The organism is Deferrisoma sp. (genome assembly GCF_054681715.1).
This window is the reverse complement of the sequence record NZ_BAAHFQ010000017.1, coordinates 1-23,230: the sequence shown is the minus strand read 5'-3', so window position 1 is coordinate 23,230 and position 23,230 is coordinate 1. Positions and strand designations below refer to the sequence as shown.

The window sequence follows — 23,230 nt, the reverse complement described above, 5'->3', positions numbered from 1 at the left end:
GTGGCGCCCCCCATCCCGGAAGGAGGGAACGCATGGCAAACGACCCGGTTTCCGGCCCCGGCGGGTGTTCCCGCCGGGGATTCCTGAGGGCGTGCGCCTGGGCCGCGGCGGCCGTGGGTCTGCCGCCCGGACTCGCCCCCCGGATGGCGGCCGCCGCCACGGCGCCCGACCGGCCGCCCGTGGTGTGGCTCCATTTCCAGGAGTGCACAGGGTGTTCCGGGGCCCTCCTGCGAGCGAGTCACCCGGACGTGGCGAGCCTGCTCCTCGAGGTGGTGAGCCTCGACTACCACGAAACCCTGATGGCGGCGGCCGGCCACCAGGCCGAGGAGGCCCTGCGGCACACCCTCGAGGCCGACCGGGGCCGGTACCTCCTGGTGGTGGAGGGGGCCATCCCGACCCGGGACGCGGGCCGGTTCTGTCGGGTGGGCGGGAAAACGGCCCTGGAAAGCCTTCGGGAGGCGGTCGAGGGGGCCGCCGCCGTCGTGGCCGTGGGCACCTGCGCCTCGTTCGGGGGCATCCCGGCCCTGCCGCCCAACCCCACGGGTGCCGCCGGGGTGGCCGACGTCCTCCCCGGAGCGGCCGTGGTGAACCTGCCGGGCTGCCCCCCGAGCCCCTACAACCTGCTCAGCGTGATCCTCTACTACCTCACCTTCGGGCGCCTCCCCGACCTGGACGACCGGGGCCGGCCCCGGTTCGCCTACGACCGGGTGATCCACGAGCACTGCGAACGCAGGCCCCATTTCGACGCCGGCCGGTTCGCCCGGGCCTTCGGCGACGAGGGCCACCGCAAGGGGTGGTGCCTGTACCACCTGGGCTGCAAGGGGCCCATCACCCATGCCAACTGCTCGGTCCAGGGATTCAACGACCTGGGGCTGTGGCCCGTGGGGGTGGGGCACCCGTGCGTGGGGTGCGCGGCTGCCGGCGGGTTCGGCCTCGGGGTGCACGACCTCGCCCCGATCCACGCGGCCACGCCCCCCGACACCTACCCCCCGGTGCCCTCGGGCGACCGTGGCGCCGGCCCGGAGCCCGCCGCGGTGGGGGTGTTGGGGGCCCTGACCGGTGCGGCCCTGGGGGCCGGGGCCGTGGCGGCCCGGAGGCTGCCCGACGGGGAGGACGGCGATGCCCAGGGGTAGGCGAGAGGTTCTGAAGACCCTGTGCGCGGCTGGCGCCGCGGTCGCCCTTCGGCCCCCCCGGGCGCGGGCCTCCGCCGCGCCGGTGTCCGACGAGGGGGTGGGCCTTCTCTACGACGCCACCCGGTGCGTGGGGTGCAAGGCCTGCGTGGCGGCGTGCAAAAGGGCCAACGACATGCCGGCCGAGCGGGCCGCCTTCGACGAGGCCGGCCTGTGGGACGCGCCCTCCGACCTGAGCGGGTCCACGCGGACCGTGATCCAGCTCTACGAGGGGCCCGAGGGCCGGTCGTTCGTGAAACGCCAGTGCATGCACTGCGAAAAGCCGGCCTGCGCCTCGGCCTGCCCGGTGTCGGCCATGGAGCGCGCGGCCTCCGGCGCCGTGGTCCATGACCCCGGGCGGTGCATCGGGTGCCGCTACTGCATGGTGGCCTGCCCCTTCAACGTGCCCCGGTTCCAGTGGGGCTCGGCCGCCCCCCGGATCGTGAAGTGCGACCTGTGCTTCGGCACGGCCCTGGAGCGCGACGGCCGGCCGGCCTGCGCGTCGGCCTGTCCGGCCGGGGCCGTTTCCTTCGGCACCCGCCCCGGGCTCTTGGCCGAGGCCCGCCGCCGGCTCGCGGCCGAGCCGGGCCGGTACCAACCCCGGATCTACGGGGAAACCGAGGTGGGGGGCACCCGGGCCCTGGTGCTCTCGGCGGTGCCGTTCGAGCGCCTCGGGCTCCCGACCCTGCCGGACCGGTCCTACGCGGCCCTTTCGGAAACCATCCAGCACGGCATCTACCGGGGGTTTGCGGCCCCCGTGGCCCTCTACGCCGGGCTGTTCTGGCTGGCCCGGCGAAACCGGCGCCGCAGCGAGAGGAAAGGAGGCGACCATGGCGACGGCCCACGCTGAGGAACACGCGGCCCTGGGGGGCCGGCTCTGGACCCTGCCGTTTACGGTGCTCGTGGCCGTGGCGGCGAGCGGCATGGCGGTGGTGGCCTACCGGTTCTGGGCCGGGATCGGGGCCGTCTCGAACCTGAGCGATGGCTACCCCCTGGGGATCTGGATCGCCTACGACGTGGCCACGGGCACGGCCCTGGCCTGCGGCGGGTACGCCCTGGCGCTGGCCGTGTACGTGGGGAACGGGTTCCGGTACCACGGCCTCATGCGCTCGGCGCTCCTTACCGGGCTGTTCGGGTACGGGCTCGCCGGGTTCTCGGTGCTCGTCGACCTGGGGCGGTACTGGAACCTGCCGAACCTCTTTCTCCACCCCAACCTGAACTCGGTGCTCCTGGAGATCGCCCTGTGCGTGATGAGCTACTGCCTCGTGCTCGGGGTGGAGTTCCTGCCGGCGGTGTGCGAGGGCGCGCCCGACACGGCCTGGGGCCGCCGTCTGCGCCGTCTGGGCCCGGCGCTGGAGCGGGTGCTCCTGCCAGTGATCGTGCTCGGCATGACGCTCCCCACCATGCACCAGTCGAGCCTGGGGTCGCTCTTTTTGATCGCCGGGACCAAGCTCCACCCGTTCTGGCACACCCCGCTCCTGCCCCTTTTGTTCCTGGTGAACGCCGTCCTCATGGGCTACGCCGTGGTGGTGTTCGAGTCGGTCACCTCGTCCTACGCCTTCGGCAGGCCCTACGAAACGGAGCCCTTGGCGGGCCTGGGCCGCATCGCTGCCGGCGCGGCGTGGGCCTGGACCCTGATCCGGGCCGCGGATCTCGCCTGGCGCACCCCCTGGGCCGGCACCGGCTGGAGCATGGCGGGGTGGGTCGCGGCCGAACTCGCCCTGACCGCCCTGCCGGCGGCGGCGCTCCTGGCAGGGCGGGTCCGGCGCTCCCCCCGGTGGCTCTTTGTGACGGCGGCGTCCCTTCTGCTCGGCGGGGGGCTCTACCGCATGGACGTGTACCTCGTGGGGTTCGACCCGGGGGGCGGGTGGCGGTACTTCCCGTCGCTCGCCGAGCTCTGGATCACGGTGGGCATCGTGGCCCTGGAGCTTGCGGGGTACCTCTTTTTCGTCAAGCGACTCCCGGTTCTTCCGGTGCACCACGGCCCGGCGGCCGTGGAGCCCGTGCTCGAAAGGAGAGCGGCATGACGCGACGTATCACGATCGACCCGGTCACCCGGATCGAGGGCCACCTGCGGATCGACGTGGAGGTGGACGCCGGCCGGGTGACCGACGCCTGGGCCTCGTCCCAGATGTGGCGGGGCATCGAGACGATCCTCCGCGGCCGGGATCCCCGGGACGCCTGGGTCATCACCCAACGGTTCTGCGGGGTGTGCACCACGGTGCACGCCATCGCCTCGATCCGGTCCGTGGAGTCGGCCCTCGGGGCGGCGGTGCCCGTGAACGCCCAGTGGATCCGGAACCTCATGATCGCCCAACACGCGGTCCAGGACCACATCGTGCACTTCTACCACCTCTCGGCCCTGGACTGGGTCGACGTGGTCTCGGCCCTCGAGGCCGACCCCCGGGCCGCGGCGCGCCTGGCCGAAACCGTGTCCGACTGGCCGGGGAACTCGGCCGCCGGGTTCCGGGAGGTCCGGGAGCGCCTGCGGCGGTTCGCGGGGTCGGGCCGGCTGGGGCCGTTCCAGAACGGGTACTGGGGCCACCCGGAGATGCGGCTTCCGCCGGAGGCGAACCTGATGGCCGCGGCCCACTACCTCCAGGCCCTGGAGGTCCAGCGCAAGGGGGCCCAGGCCGTGGCCGTGCTGGGGGGCAAGAACCCCCACATCCAGAACCTGTGCGTGGGAGGGGTGGCCACGGCCGTGGACCCGGACGGCATGGCGGCCCTGAACCTGGAGCGGCTCGCCCTCGTGCGAAGCCTCGTCGAGGAAACCCGGGACTTCGTGCGGCGGGTGTATCTGCCCGACCTCTTCGCCATCGCCCGGGCGTACCCCGAGTGGTTCCGGGTGGGCCGGGGGGTCGACGCACTGCTCGCGGTCCCGGAGTTCCCGGTGGACGAAACGGGGGGCGCGTTCCTCCTGCCGGGCGGGTTCTTCCCCACGGGCGGCCTCTCCTCGTGGCAGCCGATCCGCCGCCACGACGACGAGCGGCTGGTGCGGGGCATCGCCGAGTCGGCCGAGCACAGCTGGTACGCCGACCCGTCGCCCCGCCACCCGTGGGAGGGCGCGACCGAGCCCGTGCCGGCCGACTACGACCCGGAGGGCAAATACACCTGGTGCAAGGCTCCCCGGTTCGAGGGGGTGCCCGTCGAGGTGGGGCCCGTGGCCCAGGTGCTCGCGGCCTATGCCGACGGGGACGCTCGGGTCCGGGCCCTGGTCGACGGGGCCTGCGGGGCGCTCGGCATCGGGCCCGACGATCTCCACTCGGTGATGGGCCGCATGGTGGCCCGGGGGCTCCGGGCCGCCCTGATGGCCGACCTCTCGGTGGAGTTCCTGAACCGGCTCGAGGCCAACCTTGCCGCGGGCGACCGGGAGTACGCGCGGCCGGCCGAGATCCCGGCCAAGGGCGAGTTCCGGGGCGTGGGGTTCCACGAGGCGCCCCGGGGCATGCTGTCCCACTGGATCGTGATCGAGGACGGCCGGATCGGCCGGTACCAGGCCGTGGTGCCGAGCACCTGGAACGCCTCGCCCCGGGACGCCCAGGGCCGCTCGGGGCCCTACGAGGCGTCGCTGGTGGGGCTCCCGGTGGCCGACCCCGAGCGGCCCCTGGAGGTGCTGCGGGCCATCCACAGCTTCGACCCGTGCATCGCCTGCGCGGTGCACACCCTGGACGTCCGGGGCCGGGAGATCGCCCGGGCCCGGGTGCTTTAGGGACACCCTCCGTCGCGAAAGGAGTCGCCATGACACTCACAACGCTCGTCCGACGCGCCCCCCGGCTGCACCGGGCCGGGTTCACCCCCTTCGTGCCCGAGGCCCCGGCGCTCCTGCCGGTGTGGCAGGCCCTCGAGGACCTGGTGACGGCCGAGCCCGGCCCCTGGGAGGTCGTGACCGACGGCCGGCGGGTCTGGGCCGTGGAGGAGGCCGCCGAGGGCCGGTTCCGGGCCGTGGAACTGGGCCCCGGCGGCTGGGCCGAGGTGCCCGCTCCGCCCGACGCCCTCGCGGCGGCCTACGACGCGGCCGCCGACGCCGTCCGCCGGCCTCTGGTGGTCGGGGGCCGCACCGTTCTCGTGCTCCGGCATCCGGGCTTCGCCCGGCGCCTGGCCGAACTGGGGGCCCGGGCCGCCTGACCCCACCCCCCTTCCTCAAACCGATTTGACCTCCGGCGGGATCGGGATAGGCTGGTTTCGTGCCCCGACCCCCACCCCGCCGGAGGTCTCCCCATGTACCTGGACCGGTTCGACCCCCTCAAAGGCGAGCGGCTCGAGATCCTCGACGCCGACGGCAACATCACGGACGAGTCGCTTCGGCCCGACATCCCCGACGAGCGGATCCGGGAGCTCTACGAGTGGATGGTGGCCATGCGGGCCGCCGACGACATGGCCATCCGGCTCCAGCGGGAGGGCCGGATGGGCACCTACGCCCCCGTGGCCGGCCAGGAGGCCGCCCAGTGCTCGGCCGCGGCGCTCGCGCCCCAGGACTGGCTCGTGCCCTCGTACCGGGAGACGGGTGCGCTGTGGCTCCGGGGCGTGCCCCTCCACCGCCTCTACCTCTACTGGGCCGGCGACGAGCGCGGCTCGGCCTGGGACCCGGAACTCCGGACCCTGCCCATCTCGATCCCGGTGGGGAGCCAGGCGCTCCACGCGGCGGGCCTCGGATGGGCCCTGCGCCTCAAGGGCGAGCGCGCGGCCGCCCTCGTCTACTTCGGCGACGGGGCCACCTCGGAGGGCGAGGTGCTCGAGGCCATGAACTTCGCCGGGGTGTTCCGGGCCCACACCGTATTCTTCTGCCAGAACAACCAGTACGCGATCAGCGTGCCCCGCCGCCGCCAGACCGCCGCGCCCACCATCGCCCAGAAGGCCCTGGCGTTCGGGTTCCCGGGGATCCAGATCTACGGAAACGATCTCCTGGCCGTGCTCGGCGCCGTGGGGGAGGCCCTGGAGCGGGCCCGTTCGGGGGAGGGCCCGACCCTGATCGAGGCCCTGACCTACCGGTTCGGCCCCCACACCACGGCCGACGACCCCACCCGGTACCGGAGCGACGAGGAGGTGGAACGGATGCGCCGGTTCGACCCCCTGGTGCGGGTGCGCAGGTACCTGGAGGCGAAGGGCCTGTGGTCCGAGGCGGACGAAGCCGCGCTCCAGGAGCGGGTGAAGAAACGGGTCCAGGACGAGGTGGACCAGGCGTTCGCGTTCCCCGAGCCCGACCCGGCGGAGATGTTCGACTCCACCTGGGCCGAGCGCCCGGCCTACCTGGAACGCCAGCGCCGGGAGTTCCTCGAGGCGCTGGGCCGGGACGGGTGAGAACCCGGGAGGACTGCCATGGCCAAGCTCAACATCGTGGGCGCGATCAACCAGGCCCTGGACCAGGAGATGGGCCGTAACGACCGGATCGTCCTCCTCGGGGAGGACGTGGGCGGCGAGGGGGGCGTGTTCCGGGTGACCGAGGGGCTCCAGGAGAAGTACGGGCCCGACCGGGTGGTGGACACCCCGCTCGCCGAGGCAGCGATCGTTGGCACCTCGGTGGGGCTCGCCCTGGGCGGGTTCCTCCCGGTGCCCGAGATCCAGTTCGAGGGGTTCCTGTTCCCGGCCCTGAACCAGCTCTGTAACCACATCGCCCGGTTCCGCAACCGCACCCGGGGCCGGCAGACCCTGCGGATCGTGCTCCGGTGTCCGTGGGGCGGGGGCATCCACGCCCCCGAGCACCACTCGGACTCCCCCGAAACCCTGCTCGTCCACACGCCGGGGCTCGCGGTGGTGACCCCCTCGAACCCCTACGACGCCAAGGGCCTCCTGCTGGCGGCCCTGCGGCACCCCGACCCGGTGGTGTTCTGCGAGCCCAAGCGGATCTACCGGGCCATCCGCCAGGAGGTGCCGGAGGAGGACTACACCGTGCCCATCGGGAAGGCGGCCGTGGTGCGGGAGGGCACGGACGTCACCCTCGTGGCCTGGGGCGCCATGGTCCGGGAGGCCGTGGCGGCGGCCGACGCGCTAGCGGCCGAAGGGGTGGGGGCCGAGGTCATCGATCTCAGGACCCTGTCCCCCATGGACTCGGACACCGTGATCGCCTCGGTGCGGAAGACCGGGCGGCTGGTGGTGGCCCACGAGGCGCCCCGCACCCTGGGGCTCGGCGCGGAGATCGCCGCCCGGGTCATGGAGGACGCCCTGACGGATCTCCTGGCCCCGGTGATCCGGGTCACGGGGTACGACGTGGTCATGCCCCTGTTCCGCCTGGAGGACTACTACCTGCCGGATGCCGGCCGCATCGCCGAAGGCGTGCGCCGGGCGATGGCGTTCTGACGGGGAGCCTGGGACACGCTGGAAAGCTGGGAAACCGGGAGGCTGGGAAGCGAACGCCTCCTTGCGACCCGGGCTTCCGGTGGACCCCGGCGCGCGGGAGCGGTTTCCATTTCAGGAGTCAGGGGACAGACGACAGGGGGAGAATCCTGTTCTCGGACTTCTGCCGTCTGACAAGGGGGCTGGTGCCGCAGGTTGGCGCAGGCGATCACGCCGGTATCCCGAAAGGGGTCAGCCGCCTGGCCGCCCAGCGGAAGTTCCACGCGGGTTGCAACGCCCGAAACGGAGGCGACGCCATGCCGTACGAATTCCGATTTCCCGACGTGGGGGAAGGGATCGCCGAGGGCGAGATCGTGGAGTGGAAGGTGCGGCCGGGCGACCGGGTCGAGGCCCACCAGACCCTGGTGGTCGTCGAGACCGACAAGGCGGTCGTGGAGATCCCGTCCCCGGTCTCCGGCCGGGTGCTGGAGACTCGGGGCGAGCCCGGCGACGTGATCCGGGTGGGTGACGTGCTCGCGGTCCTCGACACCGAGGAAACGGCGGAGGAGGTCGCCCCCGAGGCCCCGAAGCCCGGGCCCGGCCCCGGGCCGGCGGACATCCCGGTTCCCGGCGGGCGGCCGAAGGCCGAACGGCCCAAGGGGCCGGCGGCGCCGGTGGTGCGGCCCTCGGTGGGGGTGGTGGGCCGGCTCGAGGAGGCCCCGGAGGACGAGGGCGAAGAGGCAGGGGCAGCGCCCGAGCCGGCCGGGGCGCGGCCCCTGCCCAGGCGGGCGAAGGTGCTCCCGCGCGACCGGCTCCTGGCCCGGGAACTCGGGGTGGACGTGGACCGCCTCGAGGGCACGGGCCCCGGGGGCCGGGTGACCGAGGCCGACATCCGGCGGGCCGCGGCCGAGGGCCGGCCGGGCCGGGGGGTGACCCCGGTGGAGGGCCGGCCCGACCGGGACGCGCACGGGCCGGTGGAGCGGGTGAAGCTCCGGGGGGTGCGCCGGCGGGTGGCCGAGAACATGGTGCGGTCGCTCGCGACCGCCGCCCAGGTGACCACCACCGACGAGGCCCGGATCGGGCTCCTCGTCCACATCCTGGAGAAGGAGCGGGCCCGGGCCGGGGAGCGGGGCGTTCGGCTCACGCTCCTTTCGTTCGTTCTGAAGGCGACGGCCTCGGCGCTCGGGGAGGTCCCCTGGCTCAACTCCGGGTACGACGACGAGGCCGGGGAGGTCGTGCTCAAGCGGTACGTGAACCTGGGCGTGGCGGTGGAAACCCCCGACGGCCTCGTGGTGCCGGTGGTCCGGGACGCCGACAAGAAGCCCGTGCTGGCGATCGCCCGGGACCTCCAGGACCTGGCCCGCAGGGCCCGGGAGCGCACCCTCACCTTGGAGGAGCTGCGGGGCGGCACGTTCACGGTGAGCAACTACGGGTCCATCGGGGGGATCTTCGCGACCCCCATCCTGAACCCCGGGGAGGCGGGGCTCCTGGGGGTGGGCCGGGCCCGGGAGGCGCTTCTCGTGGACCAGGGCGCGATCCGCCCCGGGTGGGTCCTCCCCCTCTCCCTCACCTTCGACCACCGCATCGTGGACGGCGCCACGGCCCAGCGGTTCCTCCGGGAGGTGGTCCGGAACCTGGAGGACCCCGACCGGGTGCTCCTCGGGGGGTGAGGGGAACCGGGGGCCCGCTGCGCCCCGGGGGAGTGGGGGCGTGTCTCCCCCTTCGGCCTGCGGGCGACGGCCCACGAGGCCCCGTTCCTTACTCCCCGGGGTGGTGAGGTTCCACCTCGGGCTCGAGGGCGAAGGCCCCCCGCAGGGCCACCGGGGTGACCACGAGGCTCAGGGCCATGTTTAGGAGGGCCACGGCCGTCATGAGGTCGGCCAGGCCCCCCGTGAACACCCCCTGGCGCACGGCCACGGCCACCACCACCAGCGACACCTCCATCCGGGGGAGCATCCCGATCCCGATCTGGAGCGCCCACACGGGCTTGAGCCGGCCCAGGAGCGCCCCCAGGGCCGAGCCCAGGAACTTCCCGGCGAAGCTCACGGCCACGAAGAGGGGGCCCACCCGGCCCAGCCCCCCGAGCCTTCCGAGGTCCAGCGACGAGCCCAGGTGCACGAAAAAGAGCGGGATGAACACCCCGTAGGCCACGGCGTGGACCCGGTCGAGGAGCTTTTCCTCCCCCATGCGTTCGCGCACGGCGAGGCCGGCCACGAACGCGCCGGTGATGCCGGCCAGGCCCATGGTTTCGGCCAGGGCGGCGAGCCCCAGGGTCACGATCACCACGAAGGTGAGCGGGGCCTCCGGCAGATGGATCCGGCGGAACCGGCGGTAGAGGGGGGGCAGGGCCTTCCAGGCGAACAGCCCGGCCAGCACGAAATACCCCGTGGCCTTCCCCAGCACGGCCTGGGGGGAGCCCGTGCCGAGCACCACGGCCAGAAGGCACAGGGCCAGAACGTCGTCCAGGATGGCCGCGCCCACCAACGTGGCCCCTACCCGGGTGCGGATGCGGCCGGCCTCGAGCAGGGTCACGGCGGTGATGCCGATGCTCGTGGGGGTGAACAAAGCGCCGGTGGCCAGGGCCTGGGGCAGCCCGAACCCCAGCCACCGGGCGGCGGCCACCCCCAGGGCGAACGGGACGGCCACTCCGCCCAGGGCCACGAGAGTCGAGGGCCCCCCGGCCCGGCGGATCTCCTTCAGGCTCGACTCGGTACCGGTGAGGAGCAGCAGGAACACGAGCCCGAGGTCGGAAAGGGCCGTGAACGCCTCGCCCCGGAGCACCTCGGCCGGAAATCCCCCGACGGAGGCGAGGAGGATCCCGGCCAGGATCTGGCCCAGGATCGGCGGCAGCTTCACCCGGTCGAAGGCCTGGCCCAGCACCTTGGCCGCCGCGAGCGCCAGGGCCAGGGTCCCGAGGAACGCGGCCGGGTTCACCGGGGCTCTCCTGTCCGGAGCCGGTGGAGGGCCCGGATCACCTGGAGCGACCCGATCTCGCCCACGAGTTCATCGCCGTCCACCACGGGCACCCAGAGCACCGACTTGGACTCCATGAGGTGCACCACCTCGCCGCAGGGGGTGTCGGGGGCCACCCGGTGCACGACCCGGCCCTCGGTGAAGCAGCAGGTGCAGTCGGCCGCGCCGTGGGCGAGGCTCCGGAACCGGAGCTTCAGGAACCGGGAGTAGGAGGCCTCGGCCGGCTCCAGGGCCCGGAAGAGGTCGCGCCGCAGGAGGATGCTCTGGAGCCCCGACCGCGCCGGTGGGTTGGGCACGATCCAGGCGTGGTCCACGGTGAGGAACACCTCGATCGCGTCCAGGACCGGCATGTGGGGCGGCAGAAACGCGGCCGCGGCGAAGGTGGGGTCCATGATCTCCCGGGCCGGGAGGTCGTGGAACGCCTCGACGAGTCGGCGGATGTCCTCGGGGGTGTGGTCCATGGCGGGCCTCTGGGGAAACCGTGCGGACGTTGGGACGTTCGGACGTGCGGACGGGGAAACGTCGTGCGGCCTCCGCGGCGTTCGCCTCGCGAGCGCGACGTAGGAGGTGCGGCCTGCGGGGTTCCTGCCTCCTATTCCGGCCCTCCGGCCTTCCGCCGCAGGCGGTTTCGCCGGTGCTCCAGGCGGGCCCGGTCGGCCGGGGGCCAGTGGGGGAACCCGAGGGCCCGCTCGACCCAGGAAAGGGCCTGATCGAAGGAGCGCAGGTGGTGCTCCAGTACCTTGGCCGCCTCCTCCACGGGTTCGAGCCGGCCCGGCTCCAGTGTGGCCCATTCCTCCCAGACCGCAAGGGCCTCCCGCCAGGCGCCCCGGCGCTTGTGGGCCCGGCCCAGTTCCCGCAGGGCCCGCGCGCGCCCCCCCCGGCCGGGGGCGTGCCGGAGCCCGGCCGCCAGGGCCTCGCAGGCCCGCTCGGTCCTCCGGGCCCGGGCGTGGAGGAACCCCACCCCCAGGGCCTCGGCCCCCGCCGGACGGCGGGCCGCGCACCCGGCGGCCCAGAGGAGCCCCGCGAGGCTCAGGATGTCGAGGCGGTTGTGGGAGAACACCCGGGCCAGCGCCTCGTCGGCCCCCCGGCGCAGGAACCGCTGGTACACGGAGGGGATCTCCGACCCGGGCACGTCGCCCCGGCGGCGCACCCCGAGCACCCCGGCCTCCAGGGTCACGAGTCGGCAGTCCGGGTGGGTGGGCTTCCACAGGGTGCGGGCCGGGGGCAGGAGGTCGAGGTGGGGCGCCCCGTCCAGGGGCCAGGTGAGGCGGTTCAGGATGTGGCGGGTTTCGAGGAGGGGCACGTCGAACCGCCGGCCGTTGTAGGTGACCAGGCACCCGACCCCCTCGAGCTCCCGGGCCAGGGCGGCGAGAAGCGCGGCCTCCCGGTCGAGGTCCTCCAGGAAGAGCTGCACCACCCGGAATCCCCCCCGGTCCGGGTCCCACCGGCCGACCCCCACCAGGAAGGCCACGGTGCCCGCGCCGCCGGCGAGCCCCGTTGTCTCGGTGTCGAGGAACGCCAGGGCCTCGGGCCGGTCCACCCGGCCGAGTTCCCCGGGAAACAGTTCCCGCAGCGCCCCGTCGGGCGGCTCCCCCAGGGCGGCCACCGGGAGCCGGCCGTGGAACCGCCCGGCCCCGGCGACGACCTCGGTGCGGAACACGGGGCCGAAGGGGGTCTCGGCCCGCGTCCCGGCCACGAACCGCTCCAGGGGGACCCGCCGGCCCGGCCGGTCGAGGCGCTCGAGCCGGGCCCGGAGGTCCGGGTTCCCGGGGGAGGGGGCGCGGTCCAGGCGGCGCAGCCGATCGGCGAGCCGGCTCATGCGGTCCGAAGCAGCCGCTCGAGGATCCGGCGGGCGGCCCCCTTGGCCTCGGGCCCCACCTCCCCCGGGGGGCCCACGCACGAGGGGCAGCCGGCCTCGCACCGGCAGGCCCCGAGGAGGTCCAGGGCCGATTCCAGAAGGTCTCGGCCCCGGCCGAAGATGCCCTCGGCGAGGCCGCTCCCGCCGGGATAACGCTCGTAGAGAAACATCGTCGGCTCGAGGGCCTGCACGGCCGCGTCGGGGCTCACGGGGCCCGGCCCGGCGTCCCACCGGCCCTCCCGGTCGCCCAGGGCCCGGCCCAGGTCCCCGGTGTCGCACAGGCAGTGGAGCGCGGCCAGGTGGTGGAGCGCGTGGCCGAGGCCCGCGATGCCGTCGAGGAACGCGGCATCCGTGAGACCCAGGGCCTCGGCGAGCCCCACGGGGAAGGTCCACCAGGCCGCCGTGGTGTGCATCTCCTGGTCCGGCAGGTCCACCTCGCCGTACCCCACGTTCTCCACGGTGTAGAACTTGAGCTTCTTGTACCCCGGCACCCGGCTCACCACGTGCACCTCGCCCCACTCGGCCCGGGCCCCCGGCAGATCGGCCGCACCGAAGGCCTCCAGGATCCGCACCTTGGCGTAGGTGATGGCCTGGGTGTAGTAGTCCGGGTCCACGGGCCGCACATAGGCCTTGCGGCCGTCCCAGTCGAGCTGGTCCACCTGGTGGGGCCGGCCCTCCACCATGTAGATGGCCCCCGGATGGATCGTGGTGGGCGCGCTCTCCAGGTCCACCTGGGCGATCACCCGGGGCCGGGGGCCCGAGGTGTCGATCACGGTGAAGTTGTCGGGGTCGGCCGTCCGCAGCGCCACCTGGTCGGCCGGGTAGGCGTCCTCGATCCAGTGCCACCGCCGGCCCGCCCGGCGCACCACGCCCTTCTCCTCGAGGTAGGCCAGGATCTCCTCCAGGGGTTCGGCGCCGAAGGCCTCCCCCTCCTCGAAGGGCAGCTCGAAGGCGGCGCACCGGATGTGGCTCACGAGCACGTGGAGGTTGTCCGGGTCGATGAGCCCCAGCTCCGGGGGCGCTCCCAGCACGGCCTCGGGGTGGGTCACCACGTACTGGTCCAGGGGCTGGCTCGAGGCCACCAGGACGGCCGCGCTCACCCCGGTGCGCCGGCCCGCCCGGCCGGCCTGCTGCCAGGTGCTCGCCACGCTCCCCGGGTACCCGGTGAGCACGGCGGCCTCGAGTTGGCCGATGTCGATCCCGAGTTCCAGGGCGTTCGTCGCCACCACCCCCCGGATCGTGCCGTCGCGAAGGCCGCGCTCGATCTCCCGGCGCAGGTCCGGCAGGTACCCGCCCCGGTAGCCCCGGACCCACCCCTTCCGGTCGGGCCGGCGCTCGAACTTGTCCTTGAGGTACCGGGTCAGGATCTCCACCTGGAGCCGGCTTCGGACGAACGCGATGGTGGACACGTTTTCCCGGAGGAACCGGGTGGCGATCTTCCGGGCCACACCCACGGCCGAGGCCCGAAGCCCCAGGGCCGGGTCGATCACGGGCGGGTTCACGAAGAGGAGGTGCTTTTTCGCCCGGGGTGCCCCCGACTCGGTGATCTCCACGAGGTCCTCGGCGCCGGTGAGCCGCCGGGCCAGGTCCCCGGGGTTCCGGAGGGTGGCCGACGAAAGCAGGAAGGCGGGGTCGCTCCCGTGGAACCGGCACACCCGCCGGAGCCGCCGGAGCACGTTGGCCACGTGGGAGCCGAAGATGCCCCGATACACGTGCATCTCGTCGATCACCACGTACCGGAGGCTCCCGAAAAACCGGGCCCACCGGGGGTGGTGGGGCAGGATGCCCTGGTGGAGCATGTCGGGGTTGGTGAGCACAATCCGGGCCTGGTCCCGGACCCGGCGGCGGATGTCCTGGGGCGTGTCGCCGTCGTAGGTGAAGGCCGGGAGGTCCCGGCCCAGGGCCCGGGCGAGGTCCTGGAGTTCGGCCAGCTGGTCCTGGGCCAGGGCCTTGGTGGGGAAGAGGTAGAGGGCCCGGGCGTCGGGGTCCCGCAGGAGCGTGGTCACGACGGGGAGGTTGTAGCACAGGGTCTTGCCCGAGGCCGTGGGGGTCACGGCCACGAACCCCCGGCCGGCCAGGGCCGCCTCGGCCGCGGCGGCCTGGTGGGTGTAGGGCCGCTCGATGCCCCGGGCCCGCAGGGCCGCCACCAGCGCCGGGTGGACCCCTTCCGGGAACGCCGCCGTGCGCGGCGGCAGGGCCTCCAGCACCTCGTGGCGGGTGACGCACGGCCCCAGGTTTCGGTCGCGCAGGATGGACTCGACGATCTGCTCCACACCGGCTCGCATGGGATCCGAGGATAGCAGAGCGCCGCAGGGAGGGGGAAGGAGAGGGGCGGGATTGGGGAATGGGGAATCGGGGATGGATTCCCGTGCGCCGACCGCGAACCGCCGACCTTACGCCTTGAGGTCCAGCACGTGGCCCTCGGCGACCTCGGGCGGCGGTTCCTCGGGTTCGGGGGGCTCTCGACGCGGGTCGCGGCGGTCGTCCGGGTTCCCCCGGCGTCCTCCCTCCCGGCGCTCCCGGTCCCGGATGCGGGCTTCCTCGGCCTGTTCGGTGCCCGTGACGTCCCGGTGGACCTCCTCGACCCGGTGCACCGCGGCCTGGGTGGCCAAGCGGTTCGCCAGCACCTTCTGCTCGGGGTCGAGCCGCTTGAACTCCTCGAGGCCGCGGCTCATGGCGGCCAGGTCCATCATCCGCACGCCGTCGGGCATCGGACCCCTCCGGGTTTCGGGTTCACCTTTCGTTTCGGCGGGTTGGGAGCCGGACTTGAACCGTCTCCCATCTGGGCTATCCTGGGGCCCGTGTCGGTTCTCAACGTCTCGAGGGAGGATGTCCATGTGGACGACGGTCCGGACGGCGGTGGTGCTGGCGGCGGTGGGGTTGGCGGCGTGCAGCGGGGGCGGAGGCGGAGGCCACGAGACGAAGGCGATGTCCATCAAACCGTCGGAGGACCTGAGCGCGGAGGCGCTCGAGATCCTCAACGCCAAGTGCACCGCCTGTCACACGAGCGAGCGGTTCGAGGCCCGCCAGTTCTCGGCCGAGGAGTGGAACGAGGTGCTCGAGCGGATGGTCACCAAGGGCGCCCGGCTCTCGGGCGACGAGCTCGACGTGCTGCGACACATCCGCAAGTAGGGACGGGTAGGCTCAGCCGATCTCCTCCGGGGTGAACGCCACGACCCGGTCGATCCGGTCGGCGCCGGTCAGGAGCATCACAAGCCGGTCCACGCCCAGCGCGATGCCGGCGCAGGGGGGCGGCACCCCTTGCGGGGGGCGGAGATGGGGCCCCCGGGGCGACCGTTCCGGGAGGTTCGCGAATCCGGGTCCGTGATCCTGGCGGGGGTTGGACTTCTTGCATCGTGGGGATAGTATCGGCTCGCGCGGGCGGGCGATGCGAGCGACAGGAGCATGGGGACGATGCGAGCGACGGTAACGTTGGACGACGACCTGGTTGCGAAGGCGATGTCCTTGAGCGATCTCAAGACCGCAGACGAACTCGTGCGCGAGGCGTTGAAGGCGTTCATCGAACGGGAGGCCGCAAGGAGTCTCGCGCGACTCGGCGGGTCTGAACCCGGGCTCCGGAGACCTCCTCGTCGCCGCCGCGGTGTCGGATCGTGATCCTTGTTGACACGTCCGTTTGGGTGGATCACTTCCGTACGGGGCTTCCATCCCTCCAGGTTCTCCTCGAGAAGGGGGAGGTCCTGATCCACCCGTACGTGATCGGCGAATTGGGGTGCGGGCACCTTCGGCAGAGGCGTAAGATCCTCCAACTGCTTGGAGATCTTCCGGCGATTCCGGTGGTTCCCCTCGATGTCGTCCTGGAGTTCGTGGAAACGCAAGGGCTGATGGGGAAGGGCCTTGGCTTCGTGGACGTCAGCCTGCTTGCCGCGGTCCGCGAGTTTGGGGGTAGCTCCATTTGGACGCTGGACCGCCGATTAAACGCCGCGGCGAAGCGGCTTGGTGTGGCCTGGAACCCGTAGTCGACCCCGATCCCGTTTCGGCCAGCTCCTCCGGGGTGAACGCCACGACCCGGTCGATCCGGTCGGCGCCGGTCAGGAGCATCACGAGCCGGTCCACGCCCAGCGCGATGCCGGCGCAGGGGGGCAGCCGGGCGAGGTCGGCCAGGAACCCCTCGGGCAGGGGGCCGGTCCAGGCGCCCCGGGCCCGCCGCAGGGCGAGTTCCGTTTCGAACCGGGCCCGCTGCTCGGCGGGGTCGGTGAGCTCGGTGAAGGCGTTGGCGAGTTCGAGCCCCCCGGCGTAGAGCTCGAACCGCTCGGCCCGGTCGGGCCGGTCGGGCCGCCGCCGGGCCAGGGCCGCCTGGTCGAGGGGGTAGTCGCAGAGGAACGCGGGCTTTCCGAGCTCCGCGAGGGCCGGCTCCACCCGTTCCACCAAGAGCTCCTCGAACATCCCCCGGGCCAAGGCCTCCTCCGGGTCGGCGCCGGCCCACCGCCGAAACGCCTCGTCCACCGGGATCCGGGGCCAGGGGGGCGCGAGGTCCACCTGCCGGCCGGCGGTCCGAATCCCGGGCCCCACCCCGGCGGCCCGGGCGACCGCGGGGATCAGGTCCTCGCACTCGGCCATGAGATCCTCGTAGGTCGCGCCGACCCGGTACCACTCGAGCATCGTGAACTCGGGCAGGTGGAGCCGGCCCCGTTCTCCCGCACGCCAGCACCGGCAGATCTGGAAGATCCGGTCCCACCCCCGGGCCAGGAGCCGCTTCATCGCAAGCTCGGGGCTCGGGTGGAGCACCCCCCCCTCGGCCGGCACCGGGTCGATGTGGGCCTCGGGCAGGGGGGCGGGCAGGAGGTGGGGGGTCTCCACCTCCACGTACCCCCGTTCCACGAAAAAGGCCCGGACCGCCGCGACGATCCGGGCCCGGGCCCGCAGAAACGGCTCCCGCGGATCGGCCACCGCTACTCCTTCACCCGGGTCACGTACTGGCCGGTGCGGGTGTCGATCTGGATCTTGTCCCCTTCCTCCACGAAGGCCGGGGCCTGGAGCTCGTACCCGGTCTCCACCTCCACGGGCTTCGTGACGTTGGTGGCCGTGTCGCCGCGGGCCGCCGGGTCGGCCCGGGTCACGGTGAGCACCACGAAGTTGGGGAGCGTCACGCCGATGGCGCGGCCCTGCCAGAGCACCACGTCCACATCGAGGTTGTCGGTGAGGAAGTACCGGCTGTCGCCCAACTGGTCGGCCGACACCTGGTACTGCTCGTAGGTCTTCTGGTCCATGAAGGTGTAGAACTGGCCGTCCGTGTAGAGGTAGTTCATCTTGCGCTCCTCCACGTCGGCCGGCTTGAAGGTGTCGCCCGAGCGCCAGGTGCGGTCGAACTGCACGCCCGTGAGCATGTTCTTGAGCCGGCACTTGTAGAGCGCCTGGCCCTTGCCCGGCTTCGAGAACTCGAAGTCCACGATCACGTAGGGCTCGCCGTCGAGTTCGAGCTTCAAGCCCTTGCGAAGATCACCCGCCTTGTACATGTCGAAAAGCTCCTTGGCCGGAGGTTGGGAAAGGGCGTATTTTTACCGCCCCTCCGGGTGCCCTGTCAAAACGAAAGGAGCTGAAACTGAACGCGTTTCCCGTGCGCTGGCCGCCCGAGTACCGGCGGACGGCCGAGGCCCTGGGGCCCGGAAGCCCGCTTCACGCCATGGGGGACCCCGGGCCGGACGAGGACGGGCCCGATCCCGACGCCCTTGCGGACCCCACGGGGGAGGAGGCGCTCCACCCGGTGCCGTTCGTGGTGCAAAAGCACGCGGACCGGGTGCTCGTGCTCGCGGCCCACCGGTGCTTCTTTTACTGCCGGTTCTGCTTCCGGCGGGGCGGTCCGGCCCACCGGGAGTCCCCGGGTGCGGCGGACTGGGAGCGGATCTTCGCCTGGCTGGGGGAACGGGGCGAGGTCGAGGAGGTGATCCTCTCGGGCGGCGACCCGCTCACCCTGCCCGACCGCGCGATCGCGTGGATCGGGGGGCGGCTGGCGGCGATCCCGCACCTGCGGCGCTGGCGGATCCACACCCGGGCCCCGGTGGTGGTGCCGCGGCGGGTGGGACGGGGGCTCCTCGAGGCGCTCGCGGCCGGCCCCCCCTGCCGGGTGGTGCTCCACGCGAACCACCCGGCCGAACTGCGGCCGGCCGTGGCCGAGGCGGTGGGGCGCCTCCGGCAGGCCGGGGTCGCCGTGGAGAACCAGGCCGTGCTGCTCGGGGGCGTGAACGCCGACCCGGAGACGCTGGCGGGGTTGGTGAAGGGGCTCGAGGCGTGGGGGATGAGGCTGCGCTACCTGCACCACCCCGACCGGGCCCCGGGCACGGCGCGGTTCCGGGTGAGCCTGGCCCGGGGGCTCGAAACGGTGCGGTCGGCCGAGCGCAGGCTGGGCCCGGAACTGCCCTACGTGGTGGATTTGCCCACGGGCCACGGAAAGGCGTTCGTCCGCGACCTGGCGCCGGTGGCCGAGGAGCGGGCCGGCGGGCGCCGGCGCGTGCGGTACCGGTGGGCCCGGCCTTCGGGGTGGCGCTCGCTCGTGGCCGGCGACCGGGCCGAGTGGTGGGACGTGTGGGAGCCGGTGCCCCCTCGTTGACCGGTTTTCCGCCGGGTTGTTAGGATCACATCCCCGTTTTTTACCACGGAGGGCACGGAGGACACGGAGGGACGCGTTTTCGGACCTGCCCCCTCCGTCGCGGGCCCGTACGGCGCCCCGCGAGGCCGTGCCCCTGCCGTCGACCGTAGACCGACGACCGGAGACCGATCCTCCCATGATTCCCGTTCTGGACGCCGTGGAGATCATCCTGGGGGCCGTGAGGCCCCTACCCCCCGAAAAGGTCTCGATCCTCGAGGCCGACGGCCGGGTGCTCGCCGAGGACATCGCGGCGCCCCGCGACCTGCCGCCCCACGACAACTCGGCCATGGACGGCTACGCCGTGCGCCACGCCGACCTCGCCCCGGGGGTCGTTCTCGAGGTGCTCGAGGAGATCCCGGCCGGCACGGATCCCACCCGGGGCCTGGGGCCGGGCCAGGCCGCGAAGATCATGACCGGGGCCCCGATCCCCGCCGGGGCGGACACGGTGGTGCCGGTGGAGGACACCCGGCCCCTGGACGGCCGGGTCGAGATCGTGAGCGTTCCCAAGGCCGGGGCGAACATCCGGCCCCGGGGCGAGGACGTTCGGGAAGGGGAGTTGGTGCTCCCCCGGGGCACCCGGGTGCGGCCGGCCGAGGTGGGCATGATGGCGAGCCTGGGCCGGGCCTTCGTGCTGGTGCACCAGAGGCCCCGGGTGGCCGTGCTCGCCACCGGCGACGAGATCGTGGATCTCGACTCCCCGGCCCAGGGGTCCAAAATCATCAACTCGAACTCCTACGGCGTGGCGGCCCAGGTGGCCGAGGCCGGCGGGGTGCCCGTGGTGCTGGGCATCGGACGGGACGACCCCGACGGGCTCCTCGAGATGTTTGAGCGGGCCCGGACCTGCGACGCCGTGATCACCACCGGCGGGGTCTCCATGGGCGACTACGATTTCGTGCGGCCCGTGCTGGCGAAGGCCGGGGTGGCCGTGCAGTTCTGGAAGGTCGCCATGAAGCCCGGAAAACCGGTGGTCTTCGGGCTCCGGGGGGCGTCCCCCGTGTTCGGGCTCCCCGGGAACCCGGTGTCGGCCATGGTGGCCTTCGAGCAGTTCGTGCGGCCGGCCCTCCGGAAGATGCAGGGCCACGCCCGGCTGTTCCGGCCCGTCGTCGAGGCCGTGCTGGGCGACGAGGCCGGCCCGGTCAAGACGAAGGCCGGCCGGATGGACTTCGTGCGGTGCCGGGTGGAGCGCCGGGGCACCGGGTTCCGGGTGGTGAGCGTGAAAAAGCAGGGCTCCGGGATCCTGAGCACCCTGGTGGAGGCCAACGGGCTCTTGGTCATCCCGTCTGACTCCACGGGCGCGAAGCCGGGGGACCTCGTGCGGGTCCAGATCTACGACGAGGGGTTCCTCGACCAGACGGAGCCGGGGATCGGGCCGTGAAGCCGGCCGTCTGCCTCGTGTGCGGGCCCTCCGGAAGCGGCAAGACGACGCTCCTGGAGCGCCTGGTGGGGGAACTCACGGCCCGGGGCCGCCGGGTGGCCACTGCCAAGCACCACCGGGGCCGGGTGGAGGTGGACCGGCCGGGAAAGGACACCTGGCGCCACCGGAAGGCCGGGGCGGTGGCCACATTCTTCGTCACGGCCGACGAGGTCGTGGTGTTTCGCGACCGGCCGGCCGACGTGTCGCCCGCCGTTTTGGCGGGGTGGTGCCCGGCCGGGACCGAGCTGCTTTTGGTGGAAGGATTCAAGGGCCTCACCGGATATCCCCGGATCGAGGTCGTGCGGCGGGGGTTCGAGCGGGAGATCGCATGGAACAGGGACGTAATCTGCGTCGCCACCGACCTCGCCGGGTTCGGGGCGCCCTGCCCGGTGTACGGCCTGGAGGACGCGGCCGGCCTGGCCGACCTCCTGGAGCGGGCGCTCCTCACGCCCGCTACCTCCGGCTGACCGATCCCCCCTTCCCGGAAGATCTCGCCGGTTACGACGGGGTGGCGGTGGGGGCGGAGTTCTGCCCCCGCCGGCTCGCCGCTCCGGGCGAGTTGGCGCCCTACCTCCGGCGGTGGAAAAGCCAGGGGCTCGGCGTCCAGTTCGTCACCCCGGCCGTGCGGGAGGGGGCGTTCGAGGCCGTGTGGGCGTGGCTTCGCGCCGCCCTCGAGGTCGCCCCGGGCGCCGAGGTGGCCTTCAACGACTGGGGGCTTTGGGAGAGGGCGCGGGCCGAGGGGCTCGCCTTTCGGGGGGTGGCCGGCCGGCTCCTCTCCCGGCAACGCCGGGGTCCCCGGGTGCTCGGCATGGTGGCGGCGGCCGCCCCGCGGGAGGCCCGGGAGCTCCGGGGAAGCGTCTGGGACGAGCCCGAAGGGGTGCGGCTCCTGGAGGAGTTCGGGGCCGTGGGGGTGGAGCTCGATCTCATCCTGCCGGGGCTCCGGGTGCCCGCGCTCCCCGGGGGGGTCACGCTCCGGGTCCACGCCCCCTGGATCCCGGTGGCCGTGGCGTTGGCGTGCCCCTGGACAGAGGCGCCGCTGGCCTGCGATCGGCCGTGCCGGGCGGCCGAACCCGCGTGCCTGCGGAACGACGAAGATCCCCACCCCCTCTGGTCCCGGGGCAACACGCTGTTCCTCCGGCGGGAGAGCGAACCCCCCGCCGCCTACCTCGCCCGGCTAGGAGCCGAGCGGCTCCTGTGGTCCCCCGAGATCCCGGGGTAGGGCGCCGGAACCGGGTTGCCAGAGCCCCGTCCGCGGGGCAACCTCCCGGGGGCATCACCGCGTCCCGGGGGCCGTGCCCCCCGGCTGGGACTGGCCGTGAGGTCTCGCGCTCCGAAATTGCGAGCCGCCTGGCTGCCCGGCCGCCTAGCCGCCCGGCGGGTCCGGCCCCTCAGTCGTCGAAGTCGCCCTGGGGGCCTTCCTCCTTGTGCAGGGTCTTGGCCCGCGCCCGGATCTTCTCCTCGGTCCACTCCGCCGGGTCCTCGATCCGCTCGGCCTTGGGTCCGAGGTCGTAGGACTCGGCCCGGAGGATGGCCTCGATCGCCAGCGGGGCCGTGTCGGCCGCGTTGAACACCTCGGTCAGGAGCCGGTAGGTGAACTCCTCCACCCCCCGGATCATCCGTTCCCGGATCTCGGCAGGCTGAGCCCAGAGTTTGTTCTCAAAGGGGAGGTTGAGCTTCTTGTAGTCGCCCTTCTTCCACCCCTTCTCCTTGGCGAAGGCCACCATCTCGGCCCAGAGTTCGTCGGTCACCCCCGCCCCGGGTTCCCGCACGAACTCGCCCTGGTCGTCGAGGATGGCGTTCCCGTACTCGTTCACCTTGACCCCCCAGGAGATCATCTGGAGCGCCGTGGCCACGTTGGCCTTGGTGGTCCGGGTCTCGGCCGCGATCCGCCGCAGGCGCTCGAAGCTGTTCCCCGAGGTGCCGTGCTGGGCGCCCGAGACCCCGTAGGGCTCCAGGGCCTTGTGGATCTCGGCGGTAAGTTCCACCTGGATCCCGGCGTCCGAGTCCTGGATGCCGTGGGAGGTGCCGTTGTTGAGGGCGATCCAGTCGGGGAACACCCCGTGGGCGTTGAGGCCCCGCACCAGGAACAGGGCCTCGTCGGGGGTCGAGAGGCCCGACTCCCCCTTGATCTCTCCCACCTCGGTCTCGAGGCCGGCCCAGGCGGGCACGTACCGGTAGAGGTCGAGGTTCGTAAGCAGGTTCTCGTCGTCGGGCAGGTGGGAGGCGTCGATCGCGATCGAGGTGATGCCGGCGTCGAACATGCTGGGGATCTCGGTGCGGGCCGTCTCCACGTCCTTGGGTTTCTTGAGGGTGTAGTGGTCCGCGTGGATCGCCACGGGCACGGTGATCCCCAGCTCGTTGGCGGCTTGGTCCACGTAGGTCGCCATGTTCCAGTAGTTCACGGCGCAATAGGCGCCGGTGCCGCCCTCGCTTTTGGCGATCTCGATGATGACCGCGGCGTTGGCCCGCTGGGCGGCCCGCAGCACCCCGTAGATCACGAACCGGTTCCGGGCGTTGGCCGCGATGGCCATGGCGCCGCCCTTGGCGAGCATGGCCCGGTCGATCACCTTGCCGCTCACCAGAAGCGCCCGGGAGTGGGGGAACAGCTTCCGGACGTTGGGCGGCCGGCCCACCTCGAGGGCCCTCTGGAACTCCTGGGAAGCGGACGACACGATCTGGCTCATGGAGATACCCCTCCGTCGAGGAACGGGGCCGCCCCGGGGCGGCCGAATCGATGGAAACCGCCGGAGACACCTACTTTTACGGAATCCAACGGGGCGGGTCAATGGTGTCCGCCGGGCGTCGGCCGGGCGAGGGGCCCGGCGGTACGCGTCGTGGACCGTAAGCTCGTAGAGCCTGGCCGTGCGTGGATCTGGGGGCGTTGTCTTCGCTGACCCCCTCGCAGGGGCCGCCTCGGCTCGGTCCGCTGCGGCGCGTGAGGG

At 73.0% G+C, this 23,230-nt stretch carries 23 protein-coding genes and 1 pseudogene; 15 read left to right on the top strand and 9 right to left on the bottom strand.

The annotated features are described in order from the left end of the window. Positions 1 to 32: 32 nt before the first annotated feature. From ACY0I8_RS04585 to ACY0I8_RS04550, 8 genes are all read left to right on the top strand, one after another. The gene (locus tag ACY0I8_RS04585) at positions 33 to 1,133 is read left to right on the top strand and encodes a hydrogenase small subunit (protein ID WP_461393781.1); all 1,101 of its coding nucleotides are present in this window, start codon (positions 33 to 35) and stop codon (positions 1,131 to 1,133) included. Next, a complete protein-coding gene (gene hybA / locus ACY0I8_RS04580) occupies positions 1,120 to 2,019 on the top strand; it encodes a hydrogenase 2 operon protein HybA (protein ID WP_461393780.1) in 900 nt (299 codons plus the stop codon). The genes ACY0I8_RS04585 and hybA overlap by 14 nt, the downstream gene beginning before the upstream one ends. Then, on the top strand, positions 2,000 to 3,196 hold the full coding sequence (gene nrfD, locus ACY0I8_RS04575) for an NrfD/PsrC family molybdoenzyme membrane anchor subunit (protein WP_461393779.1): 1,197 nt from the start codon (positions 2,000 to 2,002) through the stop codon (positions 3,194 to 3,196). The genes hybA and nrfD overlap by 20 nt, the downstream gene beginning before the upstream one ends. Then, the gene (locus ACY0I8_RS04570) at positions 3,193 to 4,878 is read left to right on the top strand and encodes a nickel-dependent hydrogenase large subunit (protein WP_461393778.1); all 1,686 of its coding nucleotides are present in this window, start codon (positions 3,193 to 3,195) and stop codon (positions 4,876 to 4,878) included. The genes nrfD and ACY0I8_RS04570 overlap by 4 nt, the downstream gene beginning before the upstream one ends. A gap of 29 nt (positions 4,879 to 4,907) precedes the next feature. Then, a complete protein-coding gene (locus ACY0I8_RS04565; protein WP_461393777.1) occupies positions 4,908 to 5,294 on the top strand; it encodes a hypothetical protein in 387 nt (128 codons plus the stop codon). Between the two features lie 93 nt (positions 5,295 to 5,387). Beyond that, on the top strand, positions 5,388 to 6,467 hold the full coding sequence (gene pdhA, locus ACY0I8_RS04560; protein ID WP_461393776.1) for a pyruvate dehydrogenase (acetyl-transferring) E1 component subunit alpha: 1,080 nt from the start codon (positions 5,388 to 5,390) through the stop codon (positions 6,465 to 6,467). A gap of 18 nt (positions 6,468 to 6,485) precedes the next feature. Further along, the gene (locus ACY0I8_RS04555; protein WP_461393775.1) at positions 6,486 to 7,463 is read left to right on the top strand and encodes an alpha-ketoacid dehydrogenase subunit beta; all 978 of its coding nucleotides are present in this window, start codon (positions 6,486 to 6,488) and stop codon (positions 7,461 to 7,463) included. Positions 7,464 to 7,756: 293 nt separating this feature from the next. Next, entirely contained in the window at positions 7,757 to 9,109 is a 1,353-nt protein-coding gene (locus tag ACY0I8_RS04550) for a dihydrolipoamide acetyltransferase family protein (protein ID WP_461393774.1), read from the top strand. An 88-nt stretch (positions 9,110 to 9,197) separates the two neighbouring features. Here the strand turns inward: ACY0I8_RS04550 and ACY0I8_RS04545 are convergent, their stop codons facing one another. From ACY0I8_RS04545 to ACY0I8_RS04525, 5 genes are all read right to left on the bottom strand, one after another. Next, the gene (locus ACY0I8_RS04545) at positions 9,198 to 10,373 is read right to left on the bottom strand and encodes a cation:proton antiporter (RefSeq protein ID WP_461393773.1); all 1,176 of its coding nucleotides are present in this window, start codon (positions 10,371 to 10,373) and stop codon (positions 9,198 to 9,200) included. Next, positions 10,370 to 10,873 (bottom strand): CBS domain-containing protein, encoded by a 504-nt coding sequence (locus ACY0I8_RS04540; protein WP_461393772.1) that lies wholly within the window; start codon positions 10,871 to 10,873, stop codon positions 10,370 to 10,372. Before ACY0I8_RS04540 ends, ACY0I8_RS04545 begins: the two co-directional genes overlap by 4 nt. Positions 10,874 to 11,004: 131 nt before the next feature. After that, entirely contained in the window at positions 11,005 to 12,231 is a 1,227-nt protein-coding gene (locus tag ACY0I8_RS04535) for a ribonuclease H-like domain-containing protein (protein ID WP_461393771.1), read from the bottom strand. After that, the gene (locus tag ACY0I8_RS04530) at positions 12,228 to 14,555 is read right to left on the bottom strand and encodes a DEAD/DEAH box helicase (RefSeq protein ID WP_461393770.1); all 2,328 of its coding nucleotides are present in this window, start codon (positions 14,553 to 14,555) and stop codon (positions 12,228 to 12,230) included. Before ACY0I8_RS04530 ends, ACY0I8_RS04535 begins: the two co-directional genes overlap by 4 nt. Before the next feature lie 108 nt (positions 14,556 to 14,663). Beyond that, entirely contained in the window at positions 14,664 to 14,981 is a 318-nt protein-coding gene (locus tag ACY0I8_RS04525) for a hypothetical protein (RefSeq protein WP_461393769.1), read from the bottom strand. Positions 14,982 to 15,105: 124 nt separating this feature from the next. Here ACY0I8_RS04525 and ACY0I8_RS04520 point away from each other — a divergent pair, with 124 nt between their 5' ends. Next, positions 15,106 to 15,402, top strand: coding sequence for a hypothetical protein (locus tag ACY0I8_RS04520; protein WP_461393768.1), 297 nt, complete (start codon positions 15,106 to 15,108; stop codon positions 15,400 to 15,402). Positions 15,403 to 15,414: 12 nt separating this feature from the next. Here ACY0I8_RS04520 and ACY0I8_RS04515 read toward each other — a convergent pair. Continuing rightward, a pseudogene (locus ACY0I8_RS04515) lies at positions 15,415 to 15,522 on the bottom strand (amino acid--tRNA ligase-related protein); the annotation flags it as partial. Positions 15,523 to 15,684: 162 nt separating this feature from the next. On the opposite strand from ACY0I8_RS04515, the gene ACY0I8_RS04510 reads away from it, so the two are divergent. Then, positions 15,685 to 15,885 carry a type II toxin-antitoxin system VapB family antitoxin gene (locus ACY0I8_RS04510; protein WP_461393767.1) on the top strand — a complete coding sequence of 67 codons (201 nt, stop codon included), beginning with the start codon at positions 15,685 to 15,687 and terminating at the stop codon, positions 15,883 to 15,885. Continuing rightward, the gene (locus tag ACY0I8_RS04505) at positions 15,882 to 16,247 is read left to right on the top strand and encodes a PIN domain-containing protein (protein ID WP_461393766.1); all 366 of its coding nucleotides are present in this window, start codon (positions 15,882 to 15,884) and stop codon (positions 16,245 to 16,247) included. The genes ACY0I8_RS04510 and ACY0I8_RS04505 overlap by 4 nt, the downstream gene beginning before the upstream one ends. Here the strand turns inward: ACY0I8_RS04505 and epmA are convergent. Continuing rightward, the gene (epmA, locus tag ACY0I8_RS04500) at positions 16,141 to 17,178 is read right to left on the bottom strand and encodes an EF-P lysine aminoacylase EpmA (RefSeq protein ID WP_461393765.1); all 1,038 of its coding nucleotides are present in this window, start codon (positions 17,176 to 17,178) and stop codon (positions 16,141 to 16,143) included. The two genes, ACY0I8_RS04505 and epmA, sit on opposite strands and share 107 nt — an antisense overlap. A 2-nt stretch (positions 17,179 to 17,180) precedes the next feature. After that, positions 17,181 to 17,744, bottom strand: coding sequence for an elongation factor P (efp, locus tag ACY0I8_RS04495; RefSeq protein WP_461393764.1), 564 nt, complete (start codon positions 17,742 to 17,744; stop codon positions 17,181 to 17,183). Positions 17,745 to 17,845: 101 nt separating this feature from the next. Between efp and ACY0I8_RS04490 the strand changes: the two genes are divergently transcribed. The 4 genes from ACY0I8_RS04490 (at position 17,846) to ACY0I8_RS04475 (ending at position 21,507) form a co-directional block, all read left to right on the top strand. Beyond that, entirely contained in the window at positions 17,846 to 18,835 is a 990-nt protein-coding gene (locus tag ACY0I8_RS04490) for a KamA family radical SAM protein (RefSeq protein WP_459941418.1), read from the top strand. A 175-nt stretch (positions 18,836 to 19,010) separates the two neighbouring features. Then, a complete protein-coding gene (locus ACY0I8_RS04485) occupies positions 19,011 to 20,249 on the top strand; it encodes a molybdopterin molybdotransferase MoeA (protein WP_459941417.1) in 1,239 nt (412 codons plus the stop codon). Continuing rightward, positions 20,246 to 20,755, top strand: coding sequence for a molybdopterin-guanine dinucleotide biosynthesis protein B (mobB, locus tag ACY0I8_RS04480; protein WP_461393763.1), 510 nt, complete (start codon positions 20,246 to 20,248; stop codon positions 20,753 to 20,755). Before ACY0I8_RS04485 ends, mobB begins: the two co-directional genes overlap by 4 nt. Before the next feature lie 47 nt (positions 20,756 to 20,802). Further along, the gene (locus ACY0I8_RS04475) at positions 20,803 to 21,507 is read left to right on the top strand and encodes a hypothetical protein (RefSeq protein WP_461393762.1); all 705 of its coding nucleotides are present in this window, start codon (positions 20,803 to 20,805) and stop codon (positions 21,505 to 21,507) included. Positions 21,508 to 21,676: 169 nt separating this feature from the next. On the opposite strand, the gene ACY0I8_RS04470 is transcribed toward ACY0I8_RS04475, so the two are convergent. Next, positions 21,677 to 22,972: a class II fructose-bisphosphate aldolase gene (locus ACY0I8_RS04470; RefSeq protein ID WP_459941414.1), complete on the bottom strand. Its 1,296-nt coding sequence runs from the start codon at positions 22,970 to 22,972 to the stop codon at positions 21,677 to 21,679. Positions 22,973 to 23,230: the final 258 nt, after the last annotated feature.

Bases quoted from the DNA above. Each gene is read 5' to 3' on its own strand.
- ACY0I8_RS04530 (WP_461393770.1), bottom strand. From the start codon at position 14,555: ATGCGAGCCGGTGTGGAGCAGATCGTCGAGTCCATCCTGCGCGACCGA.
- ACY0I8_RS04510 (WP_461393767.1), top strand. From the start codon at position 15,685: ATGCGAGCGACGGTAACGTTGGACGACGACCTGGTTGCGAAGGCGATG.
- ACY0I8_RS04540 (WP_461393772.1), bottom strand. From the start codon at position 10,873: ATGGACCACACCCCCGAGGACATCCGCCGACTCGTCGAGGCGTTCCAC.
- ACY0I8_RS04570 (WP_461393778.1), top strand. From the start codon at position 3,193: ATGACGCGACGTATCACGATCGACCCGGTCACCCGGATCGAGGGCCAC.
- ACY0I8_RS04585 (WP_461393781.1), top strand. From the start codon at position 33: ATGGCAAACGACCCGGTTTCCGGCCCCGGCGGGTGTTCCCGCCGGGGA.
- ACY0I8_RS04555 (WP_461393775.1), top strand. From the start codon at position 6,486: ATGGCCAAGCTCAACATCGTGGGCGCGATCAACCAGGCCCTGGACCAG.
- ACY0I8_RS04535 (WP_461393771.1), bottom strand. From the start codon at position 12,231: ATGAGCCGGCTCGCCGATCGGCTGCGCCGCCTGGACCGCGCCCCCTCC.
- ACY0I8_RS04485 (WP_459941417.1), top strand. From the start codon at position 19,011: ATGATTCCCGTTCTGGACGCCGTGGAGATCATCCTGGGGGCCGTGAGG.
- pdhA (WP_461393776.1), top strand. From the start codon at position 5,388: ATGTACCTGGACCGGTTCGACCCCCTCAAAGGCGAGCGGCTCGAGATC.
- ACY0I8_RS04520 (WP_461393768.1), top strand. From the start codon at position 15,106: ATGTGGACGACGGTCCGGACGGCGGTGGTGCTGGCGGCGGTGGGGTTG.
- efp (WP_461393764.1), bottom strand. From the start codon at position 17,744: ATGTACAAGGCGGGTGATCTTCGCAAGGGCTTGAAGCTCGAACTCGAC.
- hybA (WP_461393780.1), top strand. From the start codon at position 1,120: ATGCCCAGGGGTAGGCGAGAGGTTCTGAAGACCCTGTGCGCGGCTGGC.
- ACY0I8_RS04565 (WP_461393777.1), top strand. From the start codon at position 4,908: ATGACACTCACAACGCTCGTCCGACGCGCCCCCCGGCTGCACCGGGCC.
- ACY0I8_RS04550 (WP_461393774.1), top strand. From the start codon at position 7,757: ATGCCGTACGAATTCCGATTTCCCGACGTGGGGGAAGGGATCGCCGAG.
- ACY0I8_RS04525 (WP_461393769.1), bottom strand. From the start codon at position 14,981: ATGCCCGACGGCGTGCGGATGATGGACCTGGCCGCCATGAGCCGCGGC.
- nrfD (WP_461393779.1), top strand. From the start codon at position 2,000: ATGGCGACGGCCCACGCTGAGGAACACGCGGCCCTGGGGGGCCGGCTC.
- ACY0I8_RS04470 (WP_459941414.1), bottom strand. From the start codon at position 22,972: ATGAGCCAGATCGTGTCGTCCGCTTCCCAGGAGTTCCAGAGGGCCCTC.